Below are 18,712 nucleotides of genomic sequence, written 5' to 3' on the forward strand. Positions count from 1 at the left end.
CCCACGCAGTCCCGGAGCCCGTACCCGACGGTGTGTCAGTCGGCCTCGCCCGACGCGCCCGCGAGGGCCTGTTCCGGGTCGGGCGACCCGGGTCCGGCCGGCGCCCAGGCGCCCCGCTCCTTGCGGAAGGGCCACCAGTTCCCGTCGCGGCCCAGGCGCAGCTGCTCGCCGGTTCCGACGACCGTCCACCGTGCGGGGCCCGAGGGGCGCAGCCGAGGGCGGTCCGGCTCCGCCGCCCACGCCGCCGCCAATGCCGTCGCCGCACGCGTCTGCTGCTCCTCGTCCGGTGCGAAGTCCTCCTCGAGCACCGCGAGTCCGGCGGCCCCGCCGTACCGCCACGCCCGTGCCGCGAGGTCGAGATCACCGCGGGTGCGCTCCGTGCCGGCGGCCAGCCGGGCGGCGATCACCGGTCCGGGGACCGACGCGGCCATCCGCACCGCGTCCTCGCCCCGCGTCAGGACGGGCTCCGGAGGCTGCCCGGCATGGCCGGGCGCCAGTGCCTGGGCCAGCATCCGGTGCGCGCGTGCCGCCGCGTCGGCGGCGAGGAACTCCAGCGCCGCGGCGTCCGGACCGCCCTCCGGAGCCGTCCCGGTATCGAGGGCCGGAGCGGGGCCGGGCCCGTCGGGCAGCGCCGGCGGAGCGGGCAGCGGCGGCAGGATGCCGTCGGCCGCGAACGTCTCGTCGGCACGCACCCCGGCCGGGTCCGCCGCGTTGTCCTCGTCGTCCGCCCGGCCCGCCGCCGGCGGGTTCGCCCGGGCGACGCTCCGCAGCTGAAGTTCGTCCAGTACGCGGCGCTCCCCACGTCCGCGCATGAGCAGCAGTACGAACGGGTCCTGGTCCAGCAGACGCCCCACCTCGTAGCAGAGCGCGGCCGTGTGCGGACAGTGGTCCCAGGCGTCGCACGTGCATTTGGGCTCCAGGTCACCGATCCCCGGCAGCAGCTCCACGCCGGCAGCCGCGGCGTCCTCCACAAGATGCGGCGGCATGTCCCGGTCGAGCAGCGCCGCGATGTGCCCCGCGCTGTCCGTGGCCACGTCGAGGAAGCGTTCCCAGTCCTGCTCGCCGAGTTCCTGGAGCAGTACGTCGCTGCGGTACGCCGTGCCGTCGCGGTCCCGGACCACCGCGGTGATCCGGCCCGGACGCACCGAGACGGCCCCGACCGCCCCCTCCCGTGCGTGCCGGCGGCCCTTCTTCAGCTGCGCGCCGTCAAGTGCCGTGTCCTGAAGGGCCTTGAGCCAGGCCTGCCCCCACCATGTCTGCGCGAAGCCCCTGCCACGCGCGGGCGGGAGGGCGTCGAAGGTCCGCGTCAGTGCCTCGGGTCCGGTCATCGTCCCGCTCCTCGCAGTTCCACCAGGCCGGCCAGCTCGGCGTCGGTCAGTTCGGTGAGGGCGGCCTCGCCGGCCCCCAGCACCGAGTCGGCCAGGTCCTTCTTGCGTTCCAGCATCTGCGCGATGCGGTCCTCGATCGTTCCCTCGGCGATCAGCCGGTGCACCTGCACGGGCCGGTCCTGCCCGATGCGGTAGGCGCGGTCGGTCGCCTGTGCCTCCACGGCCGGGTTCCACCAGCGGTCGAAATGCACCACATGCTCGGCCCGGGTGAGGTTCAGACCGGTGCCCGCCGCCTTCAACGACAGCAGGAACACGGGCACTTCGCCGTTCTGGAAGCGGTTCACCATCGCCTCCCGCTCGGGTACCGGCGTGCCGCCGTGCAGGAACTGCGTCCGCACGCCCCGCCGGGCGAGATGCCCCTCGAGCAGCCGCGCCATCTGCACGTACTGGGTGAACACGAGCACGCTCGCGTCCTCGGAGAGGATGGTGTCCAGCAGCTCGTCCAGCAGTTCCAGCTTGCCGGAGCGGCCCTCGACCCTGGGCCGTTCCTCCTTGAGGTACTGCGCCGGATGGTTGCAGATCTGTTTGAGCGCGGTGAGCAGCTTGACCACCAGACCACGCCGTTCCATGCCGCCGGCCTCGGAGATCGCGGCGAGCGTCTCGCGTACCACCGCCTCGTACAGGCCGGTCTGTTCGGCCGTCAGCGACACCGCGCGGTCGGTCTCCGTCTTGGGCGGCAGCTCGGGCGCGATGCCGGGGTCGGACTTGCGCCTGCGGAGCAGGAAGGGCCTCACCAGTGCGCCCAGTCGCCGGGCGGCAGCCGGGTCGGCGCCGCCCTCGACGGCCTGCGCGTAACGGCTGCGGAAGGTGCCGAGCCGCCCGAGCAGGCCGGGGGTGGTCCAGTCGAGGATCGCCCACAGCTCGGACAGGTTGTTCTCCACCGGCGTTCCGGTGAGCGCCACACGGGCCTTGGCGCCGATGGTGCGCAGCTGCCTGGCGGTCGCCGAGTAGGGGTTCTTGACGTGTTGCGCCTCGTCGGCGACGACCATGCCCCAGTCGGCCTCCGCGAGCCGGGCCGCGTCGAGGCGCATGGTGCCGTACGTGGTGAGGACGAACTCCCCGTCACCGAGCCCTTCGAGGGACCGGGCGGCGCCGTGGAAGCGCCGTACGGGCGTGCCGGGAGCGAACTTGCCGATCTCCCGCTGCCAGTTGCCCGTCAGGGACGTCGGGCAGACCACGAGGGTCGGACCGGCGGCCGAGGGGTCCGTCTGCCGGTGCAGATGGAGGGCGATGAGCGTGATGGTCTTGCCGAGTCCCATGTCGTCGGCGAGGCAGCCGCCGAGGCCGAGGGACGTCATCCGGTGCAGCCAGTTGAGGCCGCGCAGCTGGTAGTCGCGCAACGACGCACGGAGCGCCGCCGGCTGACCGATCTCCTGCGGCCCGCCCTCCGGTTCGGCGAGCCGTTCGCGGAGCCGTTCGAGCGCGCCGGACGCCTCCACCTCGACCGTACGTCCGTCGACCTCCGCCGTGCCGGTCAGCACGGCGCCGAGCGCGTCCACGGGGGACAGCTTGCGGTCCTCGCTCTCGCGGGCGCGCCGGGCCTCCGTCGGGTCGATCAGCACCCACTCGTCACGCAGCCGCACGACCGGCCGGCCCGCCTCGGCCAGCTGGTCGAGCTCGGCCCGGGTGAGCCGGTCCTCACCCAGGGCGAAACGCCAGTTGAAGGACAGCAGGGCGTCCGACGACAGGAACGAGGGGAGCCCTGACGACTCCTGGCCCGCTGCCTGCTCGCCGTCGTCGGGCGGGCCGATCACGGCGCGCGCCGTCAGGCGCCGGGCGAGCTGCCGGGGCCAGTGCACCTGGACTCCGGTGGCCGCGAGCGCCCGTGACGCGTCCCCCAGCAGCTCGGTGACCTCCTCGTCGGCGAGGTCGACGGCGTCCGGCACGGCCGCCTGCAGCAGCGGCGTGAGCGAAGGCCAGGCGTGGGCCGCCCGGCGCAGCGCGAGGAGGGCGTCGAGCCGGGCCCGCGGCCCGAACGCGGCTGCCAAGGACCCGGATCCCGCCCACACGTCGGCGGCATCGGCCACGAGCGCCGGGTCGCTGACGCTGTGGATCTGGAGGACGGCACGGAACCGGGGAGCGTCGTCCGCCGGGCCGGCGTCCTCCAGGCCCGGCAGTTCGACCCGCAGCGAAAGTCGTACCCCCCCGTCGTGCCCGGCGGCGATGTCCGCCGCCCAGGCCCGCAGCCCGGGCAGATGCTGCGCCTCCGGCGCGGCGAACGCCGTTGCTCCGGCGGCGAGCGGAGCGGCGGGGGAGCGGGGCAGCCCGTCCGCGACCGCGTCGAGGAACTGGCGCAGCAGGCGCTCAGGTCGGGGCAGCAGCAGCGTCCCGGCCGGTTCGTTCACGGGTACGGCGTGTGCGGCGGGCGGCATGGAGGCGGCCAGCGTACGCATCCCCTCCAGGTCCTCGGGTGCGAGCGGTCCCATCCGCCAGGCATCCATGCCGGTGGGGCTCAGGCCGGGCAGGAGGAGTCCGCGGGCGGCGAGTTGGAGGGCGAGGAGCGAGGCCGCTCCCCAAAAGGCCGCGGAGCCGGAGGAGTCCGCCCCGGCGCGGGCGCGGGTGAGGACGGGCAGTGCCTCCGGTACGGCCAGCAGCAGCGCCGGCACGGTGACCGTACGGGGGCCGGGGACGACGACGGTGAGCGGGGCGAGCCCGGCGTCGTCGACGGGCAGCTCCTTGCCGTCGGAGCGCCAGAAGGCGAAGCGGCCCGTGCGCGCGGGATCGCCCGGGAGGAAGATCGCCGAGCAGGCGGCGAGGGCGTGAAGGGCGGAGGAGTCGACAGCGGGGGAGGAGGTTCCCGAAGGGAGCACATGCACGACGATGACGCATTCCTCAAATTTGACTACCGCAGGACGGAAGCGCTGAGGGTACACCACCGCCACGAGTTCACGGCGGCCGTCACGCGGTGATGTGGCTCACTCCACGCCGTCGACGGGACTGCCGTACCGTCGGGGGTACAGCCAGCGCCACCCCGACGGGCGGGATTGCCCCCGCCGAGCCCCGGGTGGTGGCGCCATCGCCCCCAAGGGCCCCGGTCCATACGTTTATCAGGCCGGAACAGTCGGACAGTTCCCGCATCCGGCGCAGCAACTTTCTTTCGCGCGCGTCCGGCACACCCGCCGTCCACAGACCGGAGACCCACCATGCCGCAGGGCACCGCCGTCCTTCCCCCGCCCACCGCCGCCACCGAGGTCCCCACGGGCCGCCGGTCCGGCGCGGGCAGCGAGTTCGCACCGCTGCTGCGCACGGTGAAGGAACAGGGCCTGCTGGAGCGCCGCACCGGCTGGTACGCGCGTGGCATCACCGTGAACCTGCTGGCCCTCGCCGCCGTCGTCACCGGCGTGGTGCTGGCCGGTGGCTCCTGGTGGGTGCTGCTCCTGGCACCGCTGCTTGCGCTCTTCTCCACCCGTGCCGCCTTCTTCGGTCACGACGCCGGCCACGCGCAGATCGCCGCGGACCGGCGCAAGAACCGGATCATCCAGCTCGTGCACGCCAACCTGCTCCTCGGCATGAGCCAGGAGTGGTGGAACGACAAGCACAACCGGCACCACGCCAACCCCAACCACGTCGACAAGGACCCGGACGTCGCCGCCGACGTCCTGGTCTTCAGCGAGAAGCACGTGGCCGGCCGCGCCGGGCTGCGTGGCTGGCTCACCCGCCACCAGGCATGGCTGTTCTTCCCGCTGACCACCCTCGAGGGCATCGCCCTCAAGATCTACGGTTTCCAGGCGGTGTTCTCCCGCGCCGGCGGCCGCCAGAAGCGCGGGGAGCGTGTCCTCGAAGGCGCGCTGCTCCTCGCCCACGTCGCCGGGTACGCCGCCCTGCTGCTGACCGTCATGCCCGTCGGCCAGGCCGTGCTGTTCGCCCTCGTGCACCAGATGGTCCTCGGCCTCCACCTCGGCATGGCCTTCGCCCCGAACCACAAGGGGATGGAGATGCCCGACGAGGAGACCGGCAAGGACTGGGGCCATCTCCGCCGGCAGGTCCTCACCTCTCGCAACATCCGCGGCGGCCGCGTCACGGACTGGTTCCTCGGCGGCCTCAACTACCAGATCGAGCACCACCTCTTCCCGAGCATGCCCCGCCCCCACCTGAGGCTCGCCCAGCCGCTGGTGCGCGCGCACTGCCGGGCGCTGGGCATCCCGTTCACGGAGACCGGGCTCGTCGAGTCCTACCGCCAGGCCCTCACCCACCTCCACGAGGTCGGCGAGCCGCTGCGGCGGACCGCATAGTGGAAAAGCCGCGCGGGACCGCATAGTGGAACCGTGGGGCGAGTGCGCACGTTCTCACAGCAGGAGCGGCCACAGCCGCGGAGGAGGCGTCGAAATGTCGACACGTACGAAGATCGTGATCGGGGGAGTGGCCGTAGGCCTGCTCCTGATGCCGCTGCTCGGATTCTGGCTGTCGCTGCTGGTGGTGCTCGGCGTGCCGGCGGTGGCGTACCTGATGCTGGACCCGAGCCAGCGCCGCAGACTGCGGCGCGTCTCCCGCAAGGAGATCGGTCGCTGAGCACCGCCGTGGCGGCGCCCTGACGACCTTGAGGCCCGCTCCGCCCCCGGCGACCGCCGGTGGGCGGGGCGGGCCCGTCGCGTAGAACGGGGGCCGGTGACGGTCACGGCCGGTGTGCCCCCGCGCGGGCGGGCCGGAAGTCGTCTCCGGCCGGGGCGTGCGGTGCTCGCCGTACCCGACGTGATCCGTGGGAGGGCCGGAGGCGGTCCACGGCGAGGGCTTCCGTGCTCGCCGTGGCCGACATGGTCCGGTGGCCGGCCCCGCTCAGGAGGGGTGGACGGCCACCTTCTCCAGCGCCTCCAGCAGCCCGGGCAGCTCCGGGCCGCGGCCCACCGGCACGACCTCGCCCGGCTCCTCGTCCAGCAGCAGGAAGGCGATGTCGTCGGTCTTGGCGACCATCGACCAGCCGGGGCCGTCGGCGCGCAGCATCCGGGCACCGCCAGGGGCGAACGAGGAGCGCACCCGGCCGGGCGGCGGCGCGGACTCCACATAGGCCCTGGCCTGCTCCAGGACGCGGCGCACCTGCTCGCGCGGCCGGTGGCTCCCGCTCTCCGGAGCGTCCGCGGACGTCCCCGCGTCGGCGTCGTCGATCTGTCCCCGCCACTGCGCCCACCGCAGCGCCACCTCGTCGGCGCCCAGCCGGCGCTGGGCGGGACCCCAGGCATTCATGTCCGGCGGGGCGAGCGGCGGCCGGTCACCCTCCTCGGGGGCGGGGTCGTGCGGCGCCGGCACCCCCGGCGCGGCGACGGCGACGGCCAGCGGCCAGCCCGGCAGTGCCGCGACCACGCTGTGCTCGTCGGGCGACAGGTCGTACTCCATACCGCAGTCCCACGAAGCGATGGCGACGGCCACGAGAGACACGTCGTCGACCACGACCGTCCAGCGCGCGCCGGCGGCGTCCTGCCCGAGGACCAGCCCGTACCCCTCCGCGTACGGCTCCAGGCCGAGGGCCTGGCAGGCGGCCGGGTAGTCGTCGCCGAGCACGCTCGGGAACTGCGCCGGCGTGAGCAGCACCGCGGTCAGTACAAACAGCGAGTCGTCGTCGACGGTGTCTTCCGCCCCGGCCACGGCCACCTCCCCATCCCATCGTTTCGTCGGCGCACCTTAACCAGTGGGTAACCCGCGCGTCGAGTGTCGGCGGCCGCTAATTCGATCCGGCGGGCTGGGCTCCGGGGAGACCGAGAAGCCCGCGCGCGACCACCTCGACCGGCTCGTTGCGCTCGCGGGCGAGAGCGACCACGGCGCGGCAGGCGAGCTGGTTCACCCCGAAGACGAGAGCGTCCGGGGCGACCCAGCCGGCCGCCTCGTCCAGGCGGTCGTCGTCGTCCTCTATGGACGCCGTCACATAGGCCGCTGCGGCCTCGAACAGATTGTGCTGTCGCGCGGACGGCCCGGGGGCCTTCGCCCGGGACGGACGGGAGGCGAGGAAACTACGGAGCCGAGCGAGCACGGTGACCACCTTCTCCGGGGCGGCTGGACACCGCCGGTCGGTTCAAGTGTTCCACCGCCGCAGCCCGTTCGAACGGCGACGGGACCGTTTACGGGCCGCGCGTGCCCGACCGGTCCCGGACGCCGGTGATGCGCAGCCGGTCAGCTGCCCGGCAAGCTCTCCTGACGGACCGCCAGCGCGAGGAAGCGGTCGTCCTCGTCGACGTAGGACGTCATCCGCCAGCCCGAACCGGCCAGCAGCGGGCGCAGGTTGGGCTCGGCCCGCAGATCGTCGTCGGTGATCACGCGGCCCTGGCGCGCGGCCAGCGTGGCCCGGCCGACGGGGTGGAACAGGGCCAGCCGGCCGCCCGGCCGCACGACCCGGGCCAGTTCCCGCAGGTTCTCGGCGGGGTCCGGCAGGTGAGAGATCAGCCCCGCTCCGAAGACCACGTCGAGCGAGCAGTCGGTCAGTGGCAGCCGGGCCACGTCGCCGAGCAGCAGCCGGCCGCTCCGGTCACGTCCGGCGATCCGGGCCCGGTGCAGCATCTCCGGGGTCAGGTCGATGCCGAGGACCACACCGTTGGGACCCACGGCGGCCCGCAGGGGTTCAAGGGCACGCCCCGTGCCGCAGCCCGCGTCGAGCACCGCGTCCCGGGGGCGCAGCCCTGTCTCGGCGACGGCGGCGGCATACGCGGGGCCGTCGTCGGGGAAGCGGCTGTCCCAGTCCGCGGCCCGGGCGCCGAAGAACTCCTGGACCCGGGTGTGGTCATGCGCTGTGCGGTCGACGGCCATGGACCCATGATCCGCCATACCGGGCGGGTACGTCACGGCGGTGGCGCCGCCGGTTTCCGACCGGCTGTGTCCGCCCGGTCCGGCCGTGGACCGGCGGCGCCCGCGGGATCCGCGACGCGCGGGATCCGCCGCCCGACACATGACCGCACTGTGCACACGTTCGAGCGCGGCACGATCGTTCAGAAACATCTACCTGTCATATTCCAGCAGCTTTCGAACTGCGCCCCCGGCGCGCGCCCCCCTCGGGGCTAGCGTCCCTGGGCCATGGGACACCTGGACCACGCGGCCTTCGGCCTGCTCACACCTGTGCTGTCGTACCTGATGGCTGTCATCGGCGCCGCCCTCGGGCTGCGCTGTACCGTGCGTGCCCTCTCCGCCACCGGCCGATCCCGGCGCAACTGGCTCATCACCGCCGCGTCCGCCATCGGCACCGGCATCTGGACGATGCACTTCGTCGCCATGCTCGGCTTCGCCGTGCGCGGCACCGACATCCGTTACAACGTGCCGCTGACCATCCTCAGCCTCGTCGTCGCCGTGCTCGTCGTCGGCGCCGGCGTGTTCTGCGTCGGCTACGGCCGCAACCGCACCGCGGCCCTGCTGATCGGCGGACTCGCCACGGGGCTCGGCGTCGCCAGCATGCACTACCTGGGCATGGCGGCCCTGCGGCTGCACGGCACCGTGCACTACGACCCGCTCCTCGTCGCCCTGTCCGTCGCCATCGCCGTGGTCGCCGCGACCGCGGCGCTCTGGGCGGCACTGAACATCAGGTCGGCGATCGCGGTGGCCTTCGCGTCGCTCGTCATGGGAGCGGCCGTCAGCAGCATGCACTACACGGGCATGCTCGCCGTCGGCGTGGACGTCGCCCCGGCCGAGGGGAGCCTGCCGGGAGCCACGGCGATGCAGTTCATCTTCCCCCTCGCCGTCGGTCTCGGCTCGTACCTCTTCGTCACCTCCGCCTTCGTCGCGCTCTCCCCGACCGCCGGCGAACACGCCGCCTACACCTCCGCCCAGCAGGCCGAGCCGATCGCCCACACCGCGACCGGCACGTCCACCGATCCGAGCACGTCCACCGCACGCACCACGCCCACCACGCCCACCGCCACCGCCTAGCCGGTCCGGGCGGCGCTGCCGCGCCCAGCACGTATCCGGAACGAGGAGCCCATGCGCACATCCCGTACGACCCCGGACGGCGAGTCGCCGGTCCCGCACCCGCCACCGCACGGGCCGGCGGTCCGCGGGCGGCGGGCCCATGCCGGGCCGCCCGCGGTCGAGCACACCGGACAGGAACCACGCCCCCAGCAGCCCCCGTGGCCCGTCTCCCGCCGGACTCTGTTCCAGCGGCCCAGGACGGTCCGCGCCAAAGTCATCTCGCTGCTCATGGTGCCCGTCCTCTCGCTGCTGGCCCTGTGGGGCTTCGCCACGGTCACCACCGCACAGGACATGGCGCGACTGAGCCAGGCCCAGCGCATCGAGGACGAGGTGAGCGCACCCGTCGCCCTGGCCGTGGGCGCCCTCCAGGCCGAACGGCGCGCCGCCCTGCAACAGTTGAGCGGCCCTTCGAAGGAGCGGGCGTCCGCGCTCGGGCTCGAGGCCCGCCGTACCGACGACGCGGTGCGCCGCCTGCGGCTCGACGACGTGCACACCGTCGCCGACGGCGGTGACACACCGCAGCCCGTCGCCCGGCGCCTCGGCCGCTTCGTCTCGCTGGCCGGAGAACTGGACACCCTGCGCACCGCCGTCCTCGAAGGCAGGACCACCTGGGACAAGGTCTACAGGGCCTACACCGACACCGTCGGCGCCGCGTTCGACGTGGCCGGAGCCGTCGCGGGCATCCAGGACCACGGGCCCGGCGCCGACGCGCGTGTACTCCTCGAGTTCGCGCGGGCGGGCGAGATGCTGGCGCGCGAGGACGCCCTCGTCACCTCCGCGCACATCGACGGAACCTTCGACGAGGACCGGCTGCGGACGTTCACCGGCACCGTCGCCGCGCGCACCGCTCTCGTCGAGGGCGCCGCCGCCGACCTGCGCGGCCCCGAACGTGCGGCCTGGCGCGAACTCACCGCACAGCCCGCGCACCGGGCACTGCGCACGGCCGAGGACCGGCTGTCGGCCGCGACCGCGGGACGCAACGCCGCCACGGCCGTCGCCGCAGGCGACTGGGACCGGGCGTACACCGCCGTCGGCGACGGTATGCGCGACATCGCCGCACAGGCGCGCCGCGGTGCGGCCGAGCGCTCCGACCCGCTGGGCGGAGGCGTCTTCACCGTCGCGGGCGCGGCGGTCCTGCTGGGACTGGTCGCCGTCGCCGCGTCACTCGTCATCTCCGTCCGGATCGGGCGCGCCCTTGTCGTCGAACTGACCGTCCTGCGCAACAGCGCCCTGGAGATAGCACGCCGCAAACTGCCCCACGCCATGCGCCGGCTGCGCACCGGCCAGCAGATAGACATCCGGGCGGAGGCCCCGCCCGGCGCGCCGGCGGAGGACGAGATCGGACAGGTCTCGGAGGCGCTCGGCACCGTCCACCGGGCGGCCCTGAGCGCCGCCGTGGAGCGCGCCGAACTGGCCGACGGCATCTCCGGCGTCTTCGTCAACCTCGCCCGTCGCAGCCAGACTCTGGTCCACCGCCAGCTCACCCTGCTGGACGCCATGGAACGGCGCGCGGACGACCCGGGCGAACTGGGCGACCTCTTCCGGCTCGACCACCTCACCACCCGGATGCGCCGCCACGCGGAGAGCCTGATCATCCTGTCCGGCGCCGCCCCGGGGCGGGCCTGGAGCAGGCCGGTCCCCCTGACCGCCGTCGTGCGGGCGGCGGTGTCGGAGATCGAGGACTACGCGCGCGTCGAGGTGCGCCGGTTGCCGGAGACGTCCGTCACGGGCGCGGCCGTCGCCGACATCACGCATCTGATGGCGGAACTGGTCGAGAACGCAGCCCAGTTCTCCCCTCCGCACACCAAGGTGCGGGTCACCGGCGAGCCCGTGGGCAACGGCTATGTCCTCGAGATCGAGGACCGCGGGCTCGGCATGGGCAAGGACGTGCTGGCGGAGGCCAACCGCAGACTCGAGGAGTCGGAGGCCCTCGACCTCTTCGACAGCGACCGGCTCGGCCTGTTCGTCGTCAGCCGCCTCGCCGCCCGCCACAGCATCAAGGTCCATCTCCGGGCATCGCCCTACGGCGGCACCACCGCGGTTGTCCTGCTGCCCACCGATCTGCTGCAGCACGCCCTGCCGGGGGCCGACGGTGAGCGCGGCACCGCCCGCGCGGAGGCGGAGCCGTCGCGCGGCGCCCCGCACCCCGGCCTTTCCACGTCGGCCTCGACCGCGCCCACCTCATCGGCGCCTGCCCCCTCGGCTCCCGCGCCCACCCCGCCCCGGACCGCACCCACCGCACCGGTCACCGCTCGGGCCCACCGTCCCGCGATCGGGGCCCCGCCCGGGCAAGGGGCCCCGCCGGGACAAGGGGCGCCGCCCACCCTGAGGGCACTGCGACTGCGGGACACCCCCACCGGGACCGGCGACGGCGAACTCCCGCGCCGGGTTCGGCAGTCGCACCTGGTGCCGCAGCTGCGCGAGGCGCCACGACCCGAGGAGCACCGCGGCCCGGCGGCGGCCGACGACGCCCCCGAGGAGCGCACCCCCGAACTGGTCCGCGACCGGATGACCGCGTACCGCAACGGCTGGACCAGAGGCGGCGGCAGCGCACCCGGCCCGGCCGCCCCAGGCACCGAAGGAGACCACGCATGACCGAGCACGAGACAGCCGCGGCCCACTACCGGTTCGGCGACCTCGACTGGCTGCTGGAGGATCTCGTACAGCGCGCCGGGCAGGTGCGGCACGCCGTCGTGCTGTCCAACGACGGCCTGCCGGTGGGCGCGTCCCACGCGCTGAGCCGCGAGGACGCGGAACACCTGGCCGCCGTCGCCTCCGGTTTCCACAGCCTCGCCAAGGGCGCCGGGCGGCACTTCCACGCCGGAGGAGTACGGCAGACGATGGTCGAGATGGACGACGGCTTCCTCTTCGTGGCCGCCGCCGGCGACGGCTCCTGCCTCGCCGTTCTCACCTCCGCCACGGCCGACATCGGCCTGGTCGCCTACGAGATGGCCCGCCTCGTCAAACGCGTCGGCGAACACCTGCGCACGCCGCCGCGCGTCGAAGCGACATGAGCGGCTCGGGCAGCGGACCGAACGGCGTCGGGCCGAGGGACGTGCCGAGCGGCGTCGGGGAGACGGGCACGGGGCCCGCGGGCTTCGGGCGCGGGCCGGCGGGCTTCGGGTCCGCCGCTTTCGGGGAGGCAGGCGCCGGTCCCACGGGTTCCGGGCCGGGAGGCGTCGGGCCCACCGGCAGCCAGTGGTACGACGCGGAGGCCGGCCCTCTCGTCCGCCCGTACGCGATGACCGGCGGGCGCACCAGGCCGGGCCCCAGCAACGTACGGTTCGATCTCATCGCGCTCGTCGTCGTGGACACCGACGGCCCCGGCCCGGACGAGGAGTCCCTGCTCGGCCCGGAGCACCGGGTGCTGCTGACCCTGTGCCGCTGTGAGACCCAGTCCGTGGCGGAGCTCGCCGCCGACGCCGACCTGCCCGTCGGTGTCGTGCGGGTGCTGCTCGGTGACCTGCTCGAAGCCGGGTTCGTGAAGGTCCGCCGGCCGGTGCCGCCGGCGCAGCTGCCCGACGAGCGGATCCTCCGAGAGGTGATCGAGGGACTGAGAGCGCTGTGAGGGCCGGGAGCCGGCGCCGAGGGCCGGCGGCACGGGGCCGTGCGAGCGGTCCTCCAGTGTCAGGGCGTGCGGCTCCGTTCCCGTTCCCCGCGTCAGCGCGTACCCGACGTCCCCCGGCCCCCCGCCCGCAGGGGCATCCGATGTTCACCCGCACACCCACTCCGGAGAGAAGCGACCGATGGTTTCCCAGATCCTGGACGTCACCAGCGAGGACAGCACGGCCCTCGCGCTGAAGATCCTGGTCGCCGGCGGCTTCGGCGTCGGCAAGACCACCCTCGTCGGCGCGGTGAGCGAGATCCGGCCGCTGCGGACGGAGGAACAGCTCAGCAAGGTCGGCCGCACCGTGGACGACACGGAGGGCGTCGACCGCAAGACCACGACGACCGTCGCCATGGACTTCGGCCGCATCACCATCCGGTCCGGCCTGTCGCTGTATCTGTTCGGGACGCCCGGCCAGGACCGCTTCTGGTTCCTGTGGGACGAGCTCTCCCAGGGCGCTCTCGGCGCGGTGGTCCTCGCCGACACGAGACGACTGTGCGACTGCTTCCCCGCCGTGGACTACTTCGAGCACCGCCGGATCCCGTTCGTCGTCGCCGTGAACTGCTTCCCGGGTGCGCGTACCTTCGCCGTCGAGGACGTCTCCCGGGCCCTCGACCTGGACGAGGGGACTCCCGTGGTGCTGTGTGACGCCCGGGAACGCGACTCCGGGAAGGAGGTCCTGGTGCGCCTCGTCGAGTACGCCGGACGCTTCCACACGGCCCGGATCCTCGGTCCGGCAGAGCAGCAGCGGTGACAGCGGCCGCCCGGCGCACCTTGCCCTGCGCCGCGCCGTGCGAAAGGCTTACGGGCGAACGCGGGGCCACGGGGAACGTACGAGCGGGGAGGACGAACGACCATGGCGTTGGACAAGGGACTCGACTGGCTGCTGGACGACCTGACGAAACGGGTCGAACACGTCAGGCACGCACTCGTGCTGTCCAACGACGGGCTGGTGACCGGTGCCAGTACCGGTCTCGCGCGGGAGGACGCGGAGCATCTCGCCGCCGTCTCCTCGGGCCTGCACTCCCTCGCGAGGGGATCCGGCCGCCACTTCCGCGCCGGCCGGGCACGCCAGACGATGGTCGAGTTCGACGAGGCGCTGCTCTTCGTGACGGCGGCGGGCGAGGGCAGTTGTCTGTGTGTCCTCACGGCCGCAGAGGCGGATGTCGGCCAGGTCGCGTACGAGATGACCCTCATGGTCAACAGGGTCGGCGAGCACCTGGGCGTCGAGGCGCGCCAGCCCGGCGGCAGCCCGTTCTGACCCCTTCCGGCCTGCGGCGGAGCAGGTTGTCCACAGGGCGCGGCGGGATGTCTTCGCTTCGGGCTACGGTCGTCACCGAGAGTATCCACAGCTCACGGGGGAGACCGCCATGACGGTACGGCAGACGTCCACGACCAGCCTCGCGCTCGGCAGGGCCGCGCAGGAACTGGCGTTGAAACGGGGCGAGTTGGAGCTTGCGCTCCAGCTGGGCCAGGTGCGTGCGGCACAGGACGACAGCGGAGGGCCGCCTCGCGTCGAGCGGCGGGAGATCGACCGGCTGCGGGCCGGGCACGGCTTCCCCGCCGCGCTGCGGGAGCGGCTGCGGACGGTCGGCACGGTGGACGGCGCGGAGCTGGCGTCCATCAGCCAGGGCCGTTTCCTGCGGCTGGCCCGCACCGGTCATTTCGCACCGGTGTGGTTCTACGTCAACCGCTACCACGCCGTGGTGTGGCTCTATCTCGCCGAGGAAGTGCTGGACTTCACCCGCGACCATGCGTCACTGCTCACCGGCAGGACGCCGCCCGAGTTCCGCGCGTTGCTGGCGGCCGGCGAGGACAGGCGGCCGCGTAATTGGCGGGGGCGGCGGCTCGGCCAGTTGCTGCGCGCGAGTTCCGATCCCTGGCGGCGGGCAGCGGCCATCGCCGCGGTGCTCGACCCGGTGACCGTCGCCAAGACCGTTCCCGATCCCTACGAGCGCTCCCGTCTGAGTGTCCTCCGCCCGGAGATGGTGCCCGCACCGCCGAAGTCGCCGCGCGGGAGGGAGATCGTGGATCGCCTGGTGACCGCCGACCACCCGGACGAGATCCTGTGGCACAGGGCGAGTCTCGCCGAGGCGCTGCGGGAGGCGCGCGAACACTCCGCGGCCCCGCGTCGCGCACCACGTGCACCCGGTGCGGCACTCGCCCGCGCTCCTCACGGGACTCTCCCACTCGGAGCCCTCCACCCCGCGGCCCCGCATGCCGCCGTGGGCAAGGCCGGCCGCCCCGCCCCCGTGCAGCACCCGAGGAGCTCCCGTCCCTGGAGCCGGCCTTCGAGCGTCCGGCCCTCCGGCGCCCGGCCTTCGGGTCCGGGGGCCTCGGGTGTCCGGTCCGGGCGCCGCTCGCGGGGGACGGCACGTGCCCTGCTGGGGCGGCTGTGGCGGACCCGGGCAGGGCGGGCATGAAGCTGCGCTGTTGGCCCGCTTAAGAAAACCTCGATGGACGTGACGCTCCGAGCTGGGCAAATTGGAGCCCGTCCACTGACCGGGGCCTTATTTTCGATATCCGGTCACCGCGACCGCCTGTCCGTCACCATGCCTGGAGCCGCGCCGATGAAGGCACTTGTCAAGCAGCATGCCGAGCCGGGCCTCTGGCTCATGGACGTGCCGGAGCCGGAGACCGGACCGGGTGACGTGCTGATCAAGGTGCTGCGCACCGGCATCTGCGGCACCGATCTGCACATCAGGTCCTGGGACGGCTGGGCCCAGCAGGCCGTGACCACCCCGCGTGTCCTCGGGCACGAGTTCGTCGGCGAGGTCGCCGCGATCGGATCGGACGTCCAGGACATCGCCGTCGGCGACATCGTCAGCGGCGAGGGCCATCTGGTGTGCGGCAAGTGCCGCAACTGCCTCGCCGGCCGCCGTCACCTGTGCCGCAGCACCATCGGCCTCGGCGTCGGCCGGGACGGGGCGTTCGCCGAGTACGTGGCGCTGCCCGCCTCCAACGTGTGGGTGCACCGCACCAAGGTGGACCTCGACGTCGCCGCCATCTTCGACCCCTTCGGCAACGCGGTGCACACCGCGCTCTCCTTCCCTCTCGTCGGGGAGGACGTACTGATCACCGGTGCCGGCCCCATCGGGATAATGGCCGCGGCGGTCGCCCGGCACGCCGGCGCGCGCAATGTCGTCATCACCGACGTCAGCGAGTCGAGGCTCGCGCTGGCCCGCAAGGTCGGCGCGACCCTCGCGGTCAACGTCGCGGAGACCGACATCGCCGCGGCGCAGCGGCAGCTCGGTCTCAAGGAGGGCTTCGACATCGGCCTGGAGATGTCCGGCCGCCCCGAAGCCGTACGCGACATGGTCGACAACATGACGCACGGCGGCCGCATCGCGATGCTCGGCCTGCCCGCCCAGGAGTTCGCCGTCGACTGGTCGAAGATCGTCACCTCGATGATCACCATCAAGGGCATCTACGGACGGGAGATGTTCGAGACGTGGTACGCGATGACCGTCCTGCTCGAAGGCGGTCTCGACCTTAGCCCCGTGATCACCGGCAGCTACGGCTACCAGGACTTCGACGCGGCCTTCGACGAGGCCGCCACCGCCCGCAGCGGCAAGATCATCCTCGACTGGACCGTCTGAGTCCCGTATCCCCGCGTCCGAGCCCCAGACCTAGGAGAACCCCTCATGTACGCGTCCGTCCGCGACGACCTGCGTGCCACGATCGACGAGATCCGCGATGCCGGTCTCTACAAGCCCGAGCGCGTCATCGGCACTCCGCAGAGTGCCTCGGTCGCCGTCACCGCGGGAGGCGCACCGGGCGACGTCCTCAACTTCTGCGCCAACAACTACCTCGGTCTCGCCGACCACCCCGAGGTCGTCGCCGCGGCCAAGGACGCGCTCGACCGCTGGGGCTACGGCATGGCGTCCGTCCGCTTCATCTGCGGCACCCAGGAGATCCACAAGGAGCTCGAGCAGCGCCTTGCCGCGTTCCTCGGCCAGGAGGACACGATCCTCTACTCCTCCTGCTTCGACGCCAACGGCGGCGTGTTCGAGACGCTCCTCGGCCCCGAGGACGCCGTCATCTCCGACGCCCTCAACCATGCCTCCATCATCGACGGCATCCGCCTCTCCAAGGCGCGCCGCCACCGCTACGCCAACCGCGACCTCGCCGACCTCGAGCAGCAGCTCAAGGAGACGCAGGACGCCCGCCGCCGCCTGATCGTCACGGACGGCGTCTTCTCCATGGACGGCTATGTCGCCCCGCTCGCCGAGATCTGCGACCTCGCCGACCGCTACGACGCCATGGTCATGGTCGACGACTCGCACGCCGTCGGCTTCGTCGGCCCCGGCGGCCGCGGCACGCCCGAACTGCACGGGGTGATGGACCGCGTCGACATCATCACCGGCACCCTCGGCAAGGCCCTCGGCGGCGCTTCCGGCGGCTACGTCGCCGCCCGCGCGGAGATCGTCGAGCTGCTGCGCCAGCGCTCGCGCCCGTACCTCTTCTCCAACTCCCTCGCCCCGGTGATCGCCGCCGCCTCCCTCAAGGTCCTCGACCTCCTGGAGTCCGCCGGGGACCTGCGGGACAAGCTCGCCGCCAACACCAAGCTCTTCCGCACCGAGATGGCGGCTGCCGGTTTCGAGATCCTGCCGGGCGACCACGCCATCGCGCCCGTCATGATCGGCGACGCCGCCGAAGCCGGACGCATGGCGGAGCTGCTGCTCGAGCGCGGCGTCTACGTCATCGGCTTCTCCTACCCGGTCGTCCCGATGGGGAAGGCCCGGATCCGCGTCCAGCTGTCGGCGGCGCACTCCACCGAGGACGTGACGCGGGCGGTGGCGGCCTTCGTCGACGCACGCGCGACAATGGGCGGGTGATCGACCCCCGGCGGCTGCGAATCCTGCGGGCCGTGGCGGACCACCGTACGGTGACCGCCGCGGCCTCCGCGCTCTACCTGACCCCCTCGGCCGTGTCCCAGCAGCTCAACGCGCTGGAGCAGGAGACCGGCCACGCCCTGCTGATCCGCAGCGGCAAGGGTGTGCGTCTGACGGCGGCGGGCGACATCCTGCTCACCCACACCCACGCCGTCCTGGCACAGCTGGAACGGGCGGAGGCGGAGCTCGCCGACTACGCGGGCGGCGTGGCCGGAGAGGTGAGCGTCGCCGCGTTCGCCACCGGCATCGCCGAGGTCGTGGCCCCGGCCATAGACCGGCTCTCGCAGACCCGCCCCGGCATTCGGGTACGCGTGCGGGACGCTGAGGGCGACGAGAGCCTGCCGCTGGTGCTCGACGGGGAGGCCGACCTCGCGGTCGCGGTTGAGTACCGGGGCGCCCCCGGCGCGGGCGACCGCCGGCTCGCCCGGGTGCCGCTGTACGCGGAACCGTTCGACGCCGTGCTGCGCGCGGACCATCCGCTCGCCGCGAAGGACCGTGTGGAGCTCGCCGAGTTCGCCGACAGCGACTGGATCGGGCCCTATCCGGGCAACCCGTGCCATGACATGGTGCTGTTGGCGTGCGAGCTGGCCGGGTTCGAGCCGCGTCTGCTGCATTCTTCCGACGACTTCCGCGCCGTCGTCGCTCTCGCCGGAGCGGGCGCCGGGGTCGCGCTCGTGCCGCGCTCCGCTCTGCGCGGCATGGAGCTGCGCGACACGGTCGTACGTCCTGTCGCGGGCCCGGCGGCCACCCGTCGGGTGTTCGCCGCGGTCCGCCGTGGCGCGGAGGACCATCCGCTGATCCGGCCGGTGCTCGACGCCCTGGCGCACACCGCGCAGGGTCTGTCCACGGACTGACCGACGGCGTCCGGCGCCGGACGGGGCGCACGGGCCGCGATCAGGGGGCGGCCCCACTGCGGCAGAACTGCCGGGGACCACCCGGCCCTG

General features: G+C 73.3%; 17 protein-coding genes. 12 read left to right on the plus strand and 5 right to left on the minus strand.

What is annotated here, in order from left to right:
* Positions 1-35: 35 nt before the first annotated feature.
* Both ACTMTU_RS06315 and ACTMTU_RS06320 read right to left on the minus strand, forming a co-directional pair.
* Complete coding sequence (locus ACTMTU_RS06315; RefSeq protein WP_441262451.1) at positions 36-1,328, minus strand: SWIM zinc finger family protein; 1,293 nt, start codon at positions 1,326-1,328, stop codon at positions 36-38.
* The gene (locus ACTMTU_RS06320) at positions 1,325-4,198 is read right to left on the minus strand and encodes a DEAD/DEAH box helicase (protein ID WP_441262452.1); all 2,874 of its coding nucleotides are present in this window, start codon (positions 4,196-4,198) and stop codon (positions 1,325-1,327) included. Before ACTMTU_RS06320 ends, ACTMTU_RS06315 begins: the two co-directional genes overlap by 4 nt.
* Before the next feature lie 333 nt (positions 4,199-4,531).
* Between ACTMTU_RS06320 and ACTMTU_RS06325 the strand changes: the two genes are divergently transcribed.
* Positions 4,532-5,620 (plus strand): fatty acid desaturase family protein, encoded by a 1,089-nt coding sequence (locus ACTMTU_RS06325; RefSeq protein WP_441262453.1) that lies wholly within the window; start codon positions 4,532-4,534, stop codon positions 5,618-5,620.
* Positions 5,621-5,714: 94 nt separating this feature from the next.
* The gene (locus tag ACTMTU_RS06330) at positions 5,715-5,897 is read left to right on the plus strand and encodes a hypothetical protein (protein ID WP_005307749.1); all 183 of its coding nucleotides are present in this window, start codon (positions 5,715-5,717) and stop codon (positions 5,895-5,897) included.
* Positions 5,898-6,161: 264 nt separating this feature from the next.
* On the opposite strand, the gene ACTMTU_RS06335 is transcribed toward ACTMTU_RS06330, so the two are convergent.
* The 3 genes from ACTMTU_RS06335 to ACTMTU_RS06345 all read right to left on the minus strand — a co-directional run bounded on the left by ACTMTU_RS06335 (position 6,162) and on the right by ACTMTU_RS06345 (position 8,117).
* A complete protein-coding gene (locus ACTMTU_RS06335; protein WP_441262454.1) occupies positions 6,162-6,965 on the minus strand; it encodes a hypothetical protein in 804 nt (267 codons plus the stop codon).
* A gap of 76 nt (positions 6,966-7,041) precedes the next feature.
* Complete coding sequence (locus tag ACTMTU_RS06340; RefSeq protein ID WP_441262455.1) at positions 7,042-7,356, minus strand: hypothetical protein; 315 nt, start codon at positions 7,354-7,356, stop codon at positions 7,042-7,044.
* Between the two features lie 131 nt (positions 7,357-7,487).
* Positions 7,488-8,117 carry a class I SAM-dependent methyltransferase gene (locus ACTMTU_RS06345; RefSeq protein ID WP_441262456.1) on the minus strand — a complete coding sequence of 210 codons (630 nt, stop codon included), beginning with the start codon at positions 8,115-8,117 and terminating at the stop codon, positions 7,488-7,490.
* A gap of 264 nt (positions 8,118-8,381) precedes the next feature.
* On the opposite strand from ACTMTU_RS06345, the gene ACTMTU_RS06350 reads away from it, so the two are divergent.
* The 10 genes from ACTMTU_RS06350 (at position 8,382) to ACTMTU_RS06395 (ending at position 18,622) form a co-directional block, all read left to right on the plus strand.
* On the plus strand, positions 8,382-9,227 hold the full coding sequence (locus ACTMTU_RS06350) for an MHYT domain-containing protein (RefSeq protein WP_441262457.1): 846 nt from the start codon (positions 8,382-8,384) through the stop codon (positions 9,225-9,227).
* A gap of 51 nt (positions 9,228-9,278) precedes the next feature.
* Entirely contained in the window at positions 9,279-11,861 is a 2,583-nt protein-coding gene (locus tag ACTMTU_RS06355) for a sensor histidine kinase (RefSeq protein ID WP_441262458.1), read from the plus strand.
* On the plus strand, positions 11,858-12,280 hold the full coding sequence (locus ACTMTU_RS06360) for a roadblock/LC7 domain-containing protein (RefSeq protein ID WP_441262459.1): 423 nt from the start codon (positions 11,858-11,860) through the stop codon (positions 12,278-12,280). The genes ACTMTU_RS06355 and ACTMTU_RS06360 overlap by 4 nt, the downstream gene beginning before the upstream one ends.
* 41 nt (positions 12,281-12,321) lie before the next feature.
* Positions 12,322-12,834, plus strand: a complete 513-nt coding sequence (locus ACTMTU_RS06365; RefSeq protein WP_441262605.1) for a DUF742 domain-containing protein — start codon at positions 12,322-12,324, stop codon at positions 12,832-12,834.
* A 178-nt stretch (positions 12,835-13,012) separates the two neighbouring features.
* Positions 13,013-13,627, plus strand: a complete 615-nt coding sequence (locus ACTMTU_RS06370) for a GTP-binding protein (protein ID WP_441262460.1) — start codon at positions 13,013-13,015, stop codon at positions 13,625-13,627.
* A 102-nt stretch (positions 13,628-13,729) separates the two neighbouring features.
* Positions 13,730-14,134: a roadblock/LC7 domain-containing protein gene (locus ACTMTU_RS06375; RefSeq protein ID WP_005307718.1), complete on the plus strand. Its 405-nt coding sequence runs from the start codon at positions 13,730-13,732 to the stop codon at positions 14,132-14,134.
* Between the two features lie 109 nt (positions 14,135-14,243).
* Positions 14,244-15,296 carry a DUF6397 family protein gene (locus ACTMTU_RS06380; protein ID WP_441262461.1) on the plus strand — a complete coding sequence of 351 codons (1,053 nt, stop codon included), beginning with the start codon at positions 14,244-14,246 and terminating at the stop codon, positions 15,294-15,296.
* A 147-nt stretch (positions 15,297-15,443) separates the two neighbouring features.
* Positions 15,444-16,472: an L-threonine 3-dehydrogenase gene (gene tdh / locus ACTMTU_RS06385; protein WP_441262462.1), complete on the plus strand. Its 1,029-nt coding sequence runs from the start codon at positions 15,444-15,446 to the stop codon at positions 16,470-16,472.
* Positions 16,473-16,517: 45 nt separating this feature from the next.
* Positions 16,518-17,711 (plus strand): glycine C-acetyltransferase, encoded by a 1,194-nt coding sequence (locus ACTMTU_RS06390; RefSeq protein ID WP_441262463.1) that lies wholly within the window; start codon positions 16,518-16,520, stop codon positions 17,709-17,711.
* Positions 17,708-18,622 (plus strand): LysR family transcriptional regulator, encoded by a 915-nt coding sequence (locus ACTMTU_RS06395; protein WP_441262464.1) that lies wholly within the window; start codon positions 17,708-17,710, stop codon positions 18,620-18,622. Before ACTMTU_RS06390 ends, ACTMTU_RS06395 begins: the two co-directional genes overlap by 4 nt.
* Positions 18,623-18,712: the final 90 nt, after the last annotated feature.

It is taken from the genome of Streptomyces sp. OZ13, from assembly GCF_052068155.1.
Taxonomy (GTDB): Bacteria; Actinomycetota; Actinomycetes; order Streptomycetales; family Streptomycetaceae; genus Streptomyces.